General features: G+C 36.9%; 10 protein-coding genes. 3 read left to right on the top strand and 7 right to left on the bottom strand.

The window, feature by feature from the left end; all coding sequences use genetic code 11:
• Positions 1 to 28 precede the first annotated feature (28 nt).
• On the bottom strand, positions 29 to 859 hold the full coding sequence (locus ACFQU5_RS13595; RefSeq protein ID WP_390288621.1) for a DUF2785 domain-containing protein: 831 nt from the start codon (positions 857 to 859) through the stop codon (positions 29 to 31).
• 171 nt (positions 860 to 1,030) lie between these two features.
• On the opposite strand from ACFQU5_RS13595, the gene ACFQU5_RS13590 reads away from it, so the two are divergent.
• The gene (locus ACFQU5_RS13590; RefSeq protein WP_390288619.1) at positions 1,031 to 2,953 is read left to right on the top strand and encodes a right-handed parallel beta-helix repeat-containing protein; all 1,923 of its coding nucleotides are present in this window, start codon (positions 1,031 to 1,033) and stop codon (positions 2,951 to 2,953) included.
• Positions 2,954 to 3,078: 125 nt separating this feature from the next.
• On the top strand, positions 3,079 to 4,188 hold the full coding sequence (gene yfkAB / locus ACFQU5_RS13585) for a radical SAM/CxCxxxxC motif protein YfkAB (protein ID WP_390288617.1): 1,110 nt from the start codon (positions 3,079 to 3,081) through the stop codon (positions 4,186 to 4,188).
• A gap of 26 nt (positions 4,189 to 4,214) precedes the next feature.
• On the opposite strand, the gene ACFQU5_RS20305 is transcribed toward yfkAB, so the two are convergent.
• Positions 4,215 to 5,477 carry a helix-turn-helix domain-containing protein gene (locus ACFQU5_RS20305; protein WP_486395212.1) on the bottom strand — a complete coding sequence of 421 codons (1,263 nt, stop codon included), beginning with the start codon at positions 5,475 to 5,477 and terminating at the stop codon, positions 4,215 to 4,217.
• Between the two features lie 197 nt (positions 5,478 to 5,674).
• Here ACFQU5_RS20305 and ACFQU5_RS13570 point away from each other — a divergent pair, with 197 nt between their 5' ends.
• Positions 5,675 to 7,060, top strand: coding sequence for an MFS transporter (locus ACFQU5_RS13570; RefSeq protein ID WP_390288615.1), 1,386 nt, complete (start codon positions 5,675 to 5,677; stop codon positions 7,058 to 7,060).
• A gap of 107 nt (positions 7,061 to 7,167) precedes the next feature.
• On the opposite strand, the gene leuD is transcribed toward ACFQU5_RS13570, so the two are convergent.
• The 5 genes from leuD to ilvC all read right to left on the bottom strand — a co-directional run bounded on the left by leuD (position 7,168) and on the right by ilvC (position 13,030).
• Positions 7,168 to 7,758, bottom strand: coding sequence for a 3-isopropylmalate dehydratase small subunit (gene leuD / locus ACFQU5_RS13565; RefSeq protein WP_390288613.1), 591 nt, complete (start codon positions 7,756 to 7,758; stop codon positions 7,168 to 7,170).
• Between the two features lie 18 nt (positions 7,759 to 7,776).
• Positions 7,777 to 9,186 (bottom strand): 3-isopropylmalate dehydratase large subunit, encoded by a 1,410-nt coding sequence (gene leuC, locus ACFQU5_RS13560; protein ID WP_390288611.1) that lies wholly within the window; start codon positions 9,184 to 9,186, stop codon positions 7,777 to 7,779.
• A gap of 15 nt (positions 9,187 to 9,201) precedes the next feature.
• Positions 9,202 to 10,299, bottom strand: coding sequence for a 3-isopropylmalate dehydrogenase (gene leuB, locus ACFQU5_RS13555; protein ID WP_390288609.1), 1,098 nt, complete (start codon positions 10,297 to 10,299; stop codon positions 9,202 to 9,204).
• 173 nt (positions 10,300 to 10,472) lie between these two features.
• Positions 10,473 to 12,017 (bottom strand): 2-isopropylmalate synthase, encoded by a 1,545-nt coding sequence (locus ACFQU5_RS13550; protein ID WP_390288607.1) that lies wholly within the window; start codon positions 12,015 to 12,017, stop codon positions 10,473 to 10,475.
• Positions 12,017 to 13,030 carry a ketol-acid reductoisomerase gene (ilvC, locus tag ACFQU5_RS13545; RefSeq protein ID WP_390288605.1) on the bottom strand — a complete coding sequence of 338 codons (1,014 nt, stop codon included), beginning with the start codon at positions 13,028 to 13,030 and terminating at the stop codon, positions 12,017 to 12,019. Before ilvC ends, ACFQU5_RS13550 begins: the two co-directional genes overlap by 1 nt.
• Positions 13,031 to 13,061 lie beyond the last annotated feature (31 nt).

The raw sequence follows: 13,061 nt of genomic DNA, 5'->3' as shown, positions 1-13,061 counted from the left end.
CACCTCACTTCCTATTTCATTTTAATAATTATTGTTTCATCCATTTAGCAATAAATTGTGAGACAATTGCCAGGAATTCCGGTGATTTTTGAGAAAACTTTAATGTAAAGTACAAAGTTTTCATAAAATGTAGAGTATTTGTTCGAGCTGCAAAATACTGTGGAGTATAGCCTACTTCCATTAAATAAAATTGCAGTTTATCAAATACCTGTTCTAGCCATTCAACTAATATTTCTTCCGGGTAATTTATCAATATTAATTTTTCAACAATTGAGACAAGACGTTCTTCTTCATCGTCAACAAAGACTGTTCCTTTCCAAAAACTTTCCTTTATACCTTGCAAAATGACTGGAGCAAATCGAACATTGAATAACGGATGCGAGATGATGGCACTTGATAAATCTGCACCATGTGCAATACTGTGAGCCCACCCCTTCTCGCCAACAAAACCGCGCACGTCTTTTTCTTTTGCTAAATACTGAGAACTAACATCTAATAGAGCAGCTGCGTCTTCCTCATTCAAGAATCGCAGTTGACGATCAACATTCAATAGATTGCTCAGCCACAGTGCCGAAAATGAACGTGTGAATACAGTATCGGTGTCACGCTCGCCGATGGATCGATAAAGATAGTTTTCCCCTTTTAGGGTTAAAGCAATTTGTGCCATTTGCTTGTGCGAAAAAATTTGAGCAGAAAGTAACTCGATAAATAAACGGTAATTTAACTTATCACGCAATTCATCTTCCGGATCACCAATATGTAAAATCATATTTTCGATAAGTTGTTCACCGTGTTCCTGCATATATGCTTGTCTATCGATTAGGTTCGTGTTCAAAAGTTCGATTAATGTAGCTTTCAAAGATAAATCCTCCTAGATTAAATAAGATTAATTGTAACCCTCCCTTTTGCTTTTCGCAAAAAAAGAAAAATAATATCCATTTTTTAGAAAGAATTGTAAAAATGCGATTAAGATTTTGCATTTTAACTGAGAATAGAAGTAGTGTTTTTTAATTGGAGGAGGTACCCCCTATTGTCTATTTACCGTATATTCTCAAGATTTTTTATAAATGTTAAAACGATTCAAAAGGTTATACAGCATTCAAAAGCAGGAAACTTTATTCAACTGAAGCCGAAGCTATATAAAGAATCCATTCATTTCGATAAAAATATGGTCTTGGCTGGCGATATACACGATGAAACAATTCTGGAAGGTTTAATTATCATTCCAAAAAATGTATCTGTCACATTGCAGAACTTAACCATCACCCCTACTGCACAAATGTATATTGAAGGAGAAGTTGTGCTTCAAAATTGTCTTTTTAAAGGTGGGAAAAGTGATATTCATGCGACGGTTGATGGGGGGAAAATAAATGCCTATCACTGTACTTTTGAATACGCAAAAGATATGGCACTGTCCATCATCAATAATAGTAAGGCAATCTTTGAAAATTGTACATTTGAGCATAATGGAAAAGTGCAAATATTAGCTGAATCATCCCAATTGTGTATTGAAAAATGTGAATTTTCTTATGCCAAGCATGCTTTATGTATTAAAAATGGTTCCTTCGTCCAGTCAAGGAATGACCACTTCCATCATCATACTAGTGCACAAATTGTTGTGGAAGATTCACGATTCATTGATCATGAAAGCGTCATTGAACATGGAGATGGTATGGGAATTCATGTTTATCATGAAGGAGATGCCTCGATACAATCGACAGTTCTTCAACACAATACACAAACACAGATTTGCGTACAAAGAGGCTTACTAACTGCTCGCTATTGTTCCATTCAACAAGGAAAGGATGCTGGGCTTTCTATCACCCAAAGAGCCGAAGCGCAAGTCTTCCATTGTGAAATTGCACAAAATAAGAAGTCCAATATTGTTGTAACAAAGGATTCTAAGATGAATATTGAATTTTGCCAAATCCATGATGGAGAAAATGTCGGAATTCAAATAAGCGATAATTCTATTGTCAATATCTTTGAAACAACGATTAAAGCACACCGTTCCTCTCAAGTTTCCATTGCCAACAAATCCATTTGTTCAATGAAGAAATGCGGAATTACAGCTGGCTATCACGTTGGGGTGTGTATTGAGGATAACGGGAATTGTTCAATTGTCGAGTGTGAAATAACGCATAATGCAAATTCAGCAATAACGTTATTTAAATCTGATTTATCAATTTTCAAGTCTATTTTAACCCAGAATGTCGGAAACGGGATATTAGCAATGTCTCATTCAAAAGTAGAAGTGGATATGTGTAAATTTTTTGATAATGAAATGCCTCATATTGCTTGTAAATCGAATGTGGAAATTTATATTATTCAAAGTGAACTATACAATGGGAAGAGTCTATTTATCGTAAATGAGTGTGAACTGACGGCCATTGAATGCCAATTTTATGAAAGTTCCAATGTCCAGATTGAAATATGCGATTTGTCAAATGCGCGCTTCGAAAATTGTCAAATCTATAATGGGAAATCTTATGGCGTAAAAGTTTTGCGAAACTCGAGTTTGTATTTGTATGATAGTCAAATTTTCAATCATGAGCTTTCACAGATGGTTGTAAATGATAGCTCAGTAATTTTAAAAAACAGCGAATTATTTGATGGCAATCGAAATGCCTTATTCATTCAAAATCATAGTGAAGCGTTTGTTACTGATTGTTTTATTTCCAAACACGCTCAACATCAGTTATGGATTGATTTCGAATCTACCGTTGAATTAAAAAGCGTTCAAATAACAGATGGTGCCCTTTCTGATATTTTTGCACAAAATCAATCCTCTGTTTACGTTTCGGATAGTGTCATTCGAAATAATAAATCTCGTTTTAATGTGCAAGCTGTTAATTTCTCTAAAATTGAGATAAGTAAAACAGTGGTTGAAAATATTTACGGAGATGTTTATTATAGTGAAAATCATAGCTTCATTAAGCAATTAGATACTTAATTTGTCGCTAGTAAAATGAGTGTATTATCCCGTTAATAGTTAAATCTTCTAAATGAAGCAAAATTAGTTTTCTAATGGGCGATGTTGTGAGAAAATGTAGTTTTGGAAAGGAAGATCGAAAAACTATGAAAACATTAGAAAAGATTAACCCTCAGTTCGATCCTTGGGAAGCTTATTTAGATGTAGAACAATTCGGGAAATTGACACTTTCAAATATTGAATTTACAACAACAACTTTATGTAATATGAGATGTGCACATTGTGCGGTTGGCTATACTTTACAAACAAAGGATCCGACTGCATTGCCATTAGAATTGATCTTAAAACGATTAGATGAGATTCCAAATTTAAGAACCTTAAGTATTACAGGTGGCGAACCGATGCTAAGTAAAAAATCGGTCACAAATTATGTAAAACCAATTTTGCAATATGCTCATGAGCGCGGCGTTAGAACGCAAATGAACTCTAACTTAACGATTGATGGCGAAAGATATTTAGAGATCGCTCCATACCTTGATGTTCTTCATATTTCTCATAACTGGGGAACGATTGAAGAATTTGTCGAAACAGGCTTTGCAATGATGGAAAGAAAACCTACCTTTGACCAAAGAGCCGCTCTATTTGATAGAATGATCGAAAACTCACGCATGCTGTCAGAACAAGGTGTCATGGTTTCAGCTGAGACGATGTTAAATAAAAAGACGATTCCTTATATAGAGCATATTCACCATCAAATTGTCCATGAAATGAAGTGCGCAAGACACGAGGTGCATCCGATGTACCCATCCGATTTTGCGTCAAGTCTTACTTCCCTTTCACTCGAAGAAACACGTGAAGCAATCAATCGCTTACTCGATATTCGCGACGAAGACACTTGGATGCTGTTTGGTACTCTTCCCTTCTATCCCTGTAGCCTAAATGATGAGGATCAGACATTATTAAGACGTCTACGGGAAGCAAAAAATGTCACTTTGCGGAATGATCCAGATGGCCGTTCTAGACTCAACGTGAATATTTTCAATGGTGACGTAATCGTGACTGACTTCGGTGATACACCTGCCCTGGGCAATATCCAACGAGATTCTCTGCCCGATGTTTTTGACAAATGGTTAGCTACTGATTTAGCAAAATCATTAAATTGCCATTGCCCTGCAGTGAAATGCATAGGACCAAACGTATTAGTAAAAAATATGTATTACAAAGATGCTGAATTTGTGAGTGGCTCAGTAAAATAAAAAAGGGTTAAGTAGATGTGCAGATTCTACTTAACCCTTTTTCCATATTGTATTTTTTCATATGCATCTTGAATAAACGTCTTGTAAATTGAGCTTGGGAATTCTGCCACACCATGGTAAGCATATAATACCTCACTTTTTGCTGCTTCCCTTTCCCCTAATTCATGATAACAAAGTGCCCGAACTGCAAAACTTCTATACATAATCGATAAATCTAAAGGATGATGAGCATAGTCAGGGATTGTAAAAGATTCGCTTAGTTTCAATGAATTCTTGTAGTTTCCTTCTTTCCAGTAAGCATATGCTTCTTCCATTTCATATAAAAGGGAAACATCTACTAAATTCTCGCTAACCTTACTATCGAGAATTAAGTATTTTCGGAAACTTGATACTTTCTTATAATCTTTTTCAATAAGATTGGTATAATGTGCATTTGCAAAAGCAAGTGAACTTATAGCTATTTTATCTTCAGTAAAATCTGCATGTTGCGTTAATTTAGTTAAGTAGTACTTGCTTTTTTCTTTATCCCCTTGGCCAATCGCTTGAATTAACGTGAACCGGTAAAAATCGTCCAAACGATAATATATTTTATTTTTATGCGCAATTTCCAATGCCATATCAAGATGTTCTTGAGTTTTTGATGCGTTGTCAATCGCTGCATAGAGAACAGTTAATATATAATGGTTGTCCAATAAAGCAATATGATCGATCAGATGACTGTAAGGTTTAATTCTTTGTTCTGCATCTTGCATAAACTGCAAGGCAATTTTATAGTCATTTCGATAAAAGGCATACCCTGCTAAGAAACTATAACAATCGATAATTCGGCTATAGGCATGTATTTTTTCGTAATAGACAATAACATCAAACATTGTTACTTCATCTTGATCATAGTTTAATAGAGTATTCAGTCGAATATAATAATCTAGCAACCTTATCTCTTCGTATTTTTTCCCTTGTAGATTATTTACTTTGACGGAGATTTTTTCATATAGAGGAATTAATCTTTCTCTTTCTTTCACTTCGTACGGATAAAATATTTTTTTGTATTCCGTTTCAATTTCTAAAAGTAGATTTCGTAGTTCTTCAACATTTCCATCATCAAGTAATGTAGATACTTCGACGCCCACCCTCTCGGCGATGTATCTTAAGCTCTCCATGGAAGGCTGGGCTTTCCCGTTCTCTATTAAGCTTAACATTCCTTTAGTCAAACGATTCCCAGCAAGTTCAGCTAATGTCATCTTCTTTTGTTTTCTAAGTTGTTTAATTCGTTCTCCAAGTGAATTCATGCAACCTCCCCCTTTTGGTATTCGATACCAAAATCAGAATATTCAATTATATTTTAGTTTAATTAAACAAATAGTAACCCATATTTCTACTTTTTTCAAATAAGTTAAATTAAATTAAACTTTTAGGTTGTTTTTTTTCAAAGAGTGGAATATCATGAGTTTAATTAAATTAAACATTTATCAAAGGGGATGGTTATATGTCAGAAGTGATGAAGCAGAGGCAGGCTACCTATCATTTATATACATTTTTAGTAAGTAAAATGATTTCTTCACTGGGCGCCAATGTCTACTCATTTGGAATGAGCATGTTTATCTTATCTATTACTGGTTCTGCTCTAAGTTTTGCAGCAAATTTAATATTTTCAATTCTTCCAAGAATCTTTCTTTCTCCTATTGCCGGGATATTAACGGATCGACTACCTAGAAAAGCGGTTGTTCTAGTTGGTCAAGGAGGCGTTATTTTATCGATTACAGGACTACTCGCTTATAGTGTTTTCTTTGACTTGTCGATTACCGCTATTTACGCAACTACGGTGTTCTACACAATTAGCAGCACATTTTCGTCTATCGCCTTTTCTGCATCAATTTCTAATTTAGTCGATCAAGAAAGAATCCAAAAAGCAATGTCTTTTAATCAGATATCTCTCTCTGTTTCAGGAATTGGCGGCCCAATTGTCGGGGGGATGTTGTTTGGATTTGTTTCAATGGAAATGTTTTTACTTATCAATATAATCTCTTATTTAATCGCATTTTTATTAGAATCCACAATGAATTTCAGATTATATACAAAAGACCGGATAGAAAACAAAAATGAAGAATCCATGATCCAAAGCTTTAAGGAAGGACTTGGATATCTAAAAACTAAACCTGTCATTTCTCGCCTGCTATTAGTAGTTCTTTGGCTTAATTTATTCTTTACTTCCGTCAGTGTGGGAACGAATTTTATATTGGTAGGAGTATTGAAAATGGAGTATTCTTTAATTGGCTTCGTTGAGGCATCAGGAGCAATTGGAATGTTGCTTATTTCAGTCTATTTCGCTGCTAGATCAAACGTGAAGTACCCATTACTATTTTCAAAACGGGCAGTTTTAGGATTATCCATTCTTGTTGGAACCATCGCTATTCCACTTATCTTCAAATTCTCTGGTTCGTTGTTATTTGTCTATTTTCTAGTGATGATGTTCTTATTCGGCAGTTTAAGCGTTTTAACAAATACACCTATTGGAATCATGATGCAAAAGGATGTAGATGAAAACTATCGTGGAAGAGTGTTTGGCATTCTGGAAATGATGGCAATGGGATTAATGCCAATTGGTTCTTTGGTATTTGGAATGCTATATGATATTGTGCCAGCAGAAATTATTTTAATTGTTTGCAGTGTATTATTAGTAACAATCACGTTAGTTTTACTTCCTCCTTCATTAATCAAATCTGTTTACCCTGAGCTAGAAGTCGATAATTATGTAAAATCCGCATCTGTAAAAAATGCAGAAATGTTGGTAAAGAAAGAATTAGCAAATGAATATCGTGACGATATAGAAAAACAAAAACAACTATCGAACCCTACTACTATTCGGTTCTAAATTAAAGTCACTTCACTCTATAGATAGAATGAAGTGATTTTTGATTGTTGCCAAACGCTCGCATTCTGCGTTGGTTACTTTTTTATAGAATTTCTTAAAAAAAGTTCTTAATATACAACTCTTTTTTCTTCATATGCTTTAATTTGATCCTCATATTGGAATGTAAGCGAAATTTCATCCCAGCCATTTAGAAGCATTTGTTTGTAATATGGATCGATGTTAAAATTGTAGACTTTCCCATCTACCCCCGTTACTGTTTGTGCTTCAAGGTTTACTTCTACGTTATACGGAGCTAGTAAGCCTTTTGCCAGAATTTCATCACACTCGGCTTCAGTTAATCTAATTGGTAATATCCCATTTTTAAAACAGTTATTGTGGAAGATATCTGCAAAACTTGGTGCAATCACTACTCGGAAACCATAGTCAAGAATAGCCCACGGAGCATGCTCACGTGAAGAACCGCAACCAAAGTTATCTTGTGCAACGATTATTTGCGAGCCTTGATATTCAGGCTTATTTAAAACGAAGTCTGAAATTTCATTTCCCTGCTCATCAAAACGCCAATGATAGAATAAAAAACGTCCAAAGCCAGTTCGTTCGATACGTTTTAAAAATTCCTTTGAAATAATTTGGTCTGTATCAACATTTTTTCGATCTAAAGGTGTAATAATACTATTAACAATATTAATAGGTTCCATTTTTCTCACTCCTACCTCTTATACTTCTTGAGTTACATATTTCCGGACGTCAACAAAGTGACCTTCAATCGCTGCAGCTGCAGCCATTGCAGGACTTACTAAGTGTGTACGAGCCCCTGCACCTTGTCGGCCTTCAAAGTTACGATTTGATGTAGAAGCACAACGTTCACCTGAAGGAATAGTGTCTTCATTCATCCCAAGGCATGCGGAGCACCCAGATTCGCGCCATTCAAAGCCTGCTTCTAAGAAGATTTTATCTAATCCCTCTTTTTCAGCAGCAGCCTTTGTAGAATAAGAACCAGGCACTACAAAAGCTTTTACGCCTGGAGCTACCTTTTTCCCTTCTATAATACTAGCCGCTGTACGCAAATCTGATAGTCGAGAATTTGTACATGAACCTATGAATACATGTTGTATTTCAATAGAAGAAATAGGTTGCCCTTCTTCTAATCCCATATAGGCAAGTGCTTTTTGAAGAGCCGCTTTATCGGATTCCGAATTAAAATCTGAAGATGTTGGCACAGTTTTCGACACGCCAGTACCCATCGAAGGGTTTGTTCCCCAAGTAACAATTGGTTCAATTTCTTCTGCATCGATTTCTAAAACCACATCATATGAACAGCCCGCATCCGAAGCCAAGCTTAGCCAGTAATTAGCCGCTTCTTCAAAGTTTTCATCCTTTGGAGCGAATCGGCGTCCACGAAGGAAATCTACTGTAGTCTGGTCTGGAGAAATAAGACCTGCCTTCGCTCCAGCTTCAATCGACATATTACAGATGGTCATACGTTCTTCCATCGTAAGGTTACGGATTGCTTCGCCTGTATATTCGACAATATGACCGGTACCTACACCAATTCCCCACTTTGCAATAATTGCTAAAATGACGTCCTTGGCTGCAACACCGACACCTAATTTACCATTGACACGAATTTCCATTGTTGGCGGCTTTGTTTGCCATAATGTTTGAGTAGATAAAACATGTTCAACCTCTGATGTTCCAATACCAAAAGCTAAAGCTCCAAATGCACCATGAGTTGAAGTATGTGAGTCGCCACAAACTATTGTTTTACCGGGTTGTGTTAAGCCCAGTTCAGGGCCAATCACGTGTACGATCCCCTGATCTGGATGACCCATGTCAGCAAGCTGAACTCCAAACTCTTTTGCATTTTCTGCAAGCGTCATAATTTGTTTTTTGGCAATCGGGTCGTTTATTGTCGGCAGGTTTTTTGTTGGGACATTATGGTCCATTGTTGCAAAACAAAGATCTGGACGACGTACTTTACGACCTGCTAAACGAAGCCCTTCAAAAGCTTGGGGAGATGTAACTTCATGAATTAGATGAAGATCGATATAAAGCAAATCCGGTTTCCCAGCTTCTTGATAAACGACGTGTGAATCCCAAATTTTTTCTATAATATTTTTTGACATACTCTTCACCAATCCTTAAATATAAGTTTCCATAATACTATCTGCAACAAAATTTGTATCAATCTCTGCGATTACTTTATCCGTCCATTCATCTGTTGTTAGTGCCCGGCTACTATCCTTCACTAAGTCAGCTGTAAAGTAGCCATCATCAAATACACTACTTACTGCACGTTCAATTTCTGCCGCTTCCTCTTGAAGATCAAATGAATAGCGAAGCATCATTGCAACTGAAAGAATTGTTGCTGCTGGATTTGCAATTCCTTGCCCTGCAATTTCTGGAGCAGAACCATGAACCGGCTCATAAAGTCCAAAATTATCACTTCGAATAGAGGCTGAAGGCAACACACCTAGAGAACCCGTAATGACAGAAGCTTCATCACTTAGAATATCTCCAAACATATTATCAGTTACTACGACATCATAGTAAGCAGGGTTTGTAATTAGTTTCATTGCAACTGAGTCTACTAAATTATGTTCAACTGCTACTTCAGGATATTGCGCTTTTTTCTCTTCCACAATTTGACGCCATAATCTAGAAGTTTCTAGAACATTTGCTTTATCAACAGAGCAAAGTTTACCTTTGCGTACTTTTGCTAGTACAAATGCATTATCAATAATGCGTTCAATTTCTTCTCGAGAATATATATTTAAATCACTTGCCTCTGATTCAGTGCGACTTTTTTCGCCGAAGTAGATTCCGCCTGTTAATTCTCGAACAATCATTAAATCAACATTTTCTGCTACTTCACGCTTCAATGGAGAGGCATCAAGTAAACTTGGGAATGCTTTTACTGGTCTAAGATTTGCAAATAAGTCAAAAGTTTTACGGATACGCAGTAAACCTATTTCAGGACGCAACGCTGCAGGATTGTTATCCCATTTCGGACCCCCTACCGCACCTAGCAGAATTGCATCACTTTCCTTGCACATTTCAATTGTATCTTCTGGAAGCGGGTCTTGGAATTGATCAATTGCCGCTCCACCGATTGCAGCATACCCTAGTTGGAAATCATGTCCGTATCTTTTTGCGATGACTTGTAAAACTCTTACCGCGGCTGCAACAACTTCAGGTCCAATGCCATCGCCAGGAAGTACTGTAATTTTCTTTTCCATCTGCAAAAACACCTTTCTTTACTGTTTTTTGATAAATACAAGTTTAAAGAAATGCCATCAAAGCAAGTCTTTGATGGCGTCTCTTTTAATTGATTTTAAAAATCTTTTCAATAGCAAATTAGTTTAAGCCATCTAAACACTTTTAAAATCGCGTCAATTCTTCACAGATAGAATTAAACCTCAGCAGTTTGTTTCCCTCGAATGCTTTCCTGAATGATATGGCGATTTATTGCATTTAAATAAGCTTTCGCAGTTGCTTCAAGTACATCTTGAGAAGCATCACGGCCAGTTGATGTATAGCCGTTGTATCGTAAATTTACGATGGCCTCTCCTAAAGCATCTCTACCTTTACTTACCGATTTCACTCGGAAGTCCAAGATATTCACTGTTCCATTGACTAATTGCTCAAGTGTGTTAAAAATCGCTTCAACAGATCCTGAACCTGTAGCAGCTAAGGTTTTAAGCTCCCCTTCTGGTGTTAGGACAGATGCTGTAGCAGTTGGAATATTTTCTGTTCCATAAGAAACCTGAACCGATTTCAATTCGAATAATTGAACATCTTCTATTGAAACTTGTTGTTCAGTCAGAAGGGTCATTAAATCTTCTTCTGTAATTTCCTTTTTACGGTCAGCAAGCTTTTTGAACTCCTGGAATGCTTTATTTAATTTTTCGTCTGATAATTCAAAGCCCATCTTTTCAGCACGATCTCTGAATGCCGCGCGACCGGAGTGTTTACCTAATACTAAAGGAACTTCTCCTTCACCAACTAATTCAGGTGAGATAATCTCATAAGTTTCTTTATGCTTTAACACACCATCTTGGTGAATACCTGATTCGTGAGCAAATGCATTTTTCCCTACTATCGCTTTATTTGGCTGAATGACAACTCCCGTTAAACGGCTTACCAGTTGGGAAGTTCGTTTAATTTCTTTCAGGTTCAATCCAGTTTCAACTTGGTAAATATCTTTACGAATATGCATGGCAACACCAATTTCTTCCAATGATGCATTACCAGCACGTTCACCTATTCCATTTATTGTACATTCGACTTGGTCAGCACCATTTTGAATGGCTGCAATTGAGTTAGCTACAGCCATACCCAGATCATCATGGCAATGTGCTGAGAACTTCACATTTTCAGCTCCACGGACATTTTCACGCAAGTAACTGAATAGTTCGCCATATTCTAATGGTGAAGCATAACCTACTGTATCAGGAACATTAACTGTTGTTGCACCAGCCTCAATTACTTTTTCAATGATCCGAACTAAGTATTCACGATCCGAACGGAAACCATCTTCAGCAGACCATTGAACAAGCGGGAAGAATTTTTTCGCATATTTCACGGCTTCAACCGCTTGTTCGACAACTTGATCTGGAGACTTTTTTAATTTATATTCCATATGAATCGGACTTGTTGCTAAGAACACATGAATATGTGGTTGTTCAGCATCTTTAATTGCTTCCCAAGTTGCATCAATATCACTTTTCACACAACGTGCAAGACCCGTTACAATCGAATTCTTTACCGTTCTTGCTATCTTATTTACTGCCTCAAAATCGCCAGGGCTTGAAGCAGGAAAACCTGCTTCAATAATACTGACACCTAGACGTTCTAATTGCTTGGCAATTTCAATTTTTTCTGCAGTATTTAAGTTAATGCCTGCTGACTGTTCTCCATCACGTAGCGTTGTATCAAAAATATCAATCTTGCGCACTACTTAATCACCACTTTTTTCTTGCCTTCGTTAATGAATGGCATCATTTCGCGTAATTTTGATCCCACTTGTTCGATTTGGTGTTCTGCACCTGCATTCTTGTATGCAGTGTAACGTGGACGACCTGTTTCGTTTTCTTTAATCCAATCTTTCGCAAATGTACCGTCTTGGATGTCAGTCAATACTTCTTTCATGCGAGCCTTAACTGATGAATCAATGATACGCGGACCTGATACATAGTCGCCCCATTCTGCAGTATCAGAAACTGAGTAGCGCATTGTTTCCATACCACCCTCATAGATCAGGTCAACGATTAACTTTAATTCGTGTAATGTTTCGAAGTATGCTAATTCCGGCTGGTAACCAGCTTCTACTAAAGTTTCAAATCCAGCTTTGATTAATTCAGTTGTACCACCGCAAAGTACCGCTTGTTCTCCGAAAAGATCCGTTTCTGTTTCTTCTTTAAACGTTGTTTCCAACATTCCCGCACGTGCAGAACCGATCCCCTTACCATAAGCTAATGCTAGATCGCGAGCTTCACCAGTAGCATTTTGATAGATTGCAAATAACGCAGGCACTCCAGCACCTTGAACATAAGTACGACGCACTAAGTGTCCAGGTCCTTTTGGCGCTACTAAAAATACATCAACATCCGCTGGTGGTACAATTTGATCGAAGTTAATGTTAAAACCATGAGCGAACATTAAAGCTTTACCTGGTTCAAGATTTGGAGCAATTTCAGCCTCGTAAACTTGTTTTTGTCTTTCGTCTGGAAGCAGGATCTGAATGATATCTGCTTCTGCAGCAGCTTCAGCAACAGTTTTTACTTCTAATCCATCTTCTTTTGCTTGATCAAATGACTTACCAGGACGCACTCCAACTACTACGTTGAATCCAGAGTCCTTTAAGTTTTGTGCATGTGCATGACCTTGTGAACCGTAACCGATAATTGCGATTTTCTTTTCTTTTAATGGTGCCTCATTGATTTCATTTTGATAGTACATTTTTGTCATTTTCATTTCCTCCTAAAATTGGGTTCTATTT

Source organism: Ureibacillus sp. GCM10028918, from assembly GCF_042666115.1.
Classification (GTDB): Bacteria; Bacillota; Bacilli; order Bacillales_A; family Planococcaceae; genus Ureibacillus.
Note: the sequence above shows the minus strand (reverse complement) of the source record. Positions and strands in the feature narration are given on the sequence as shown.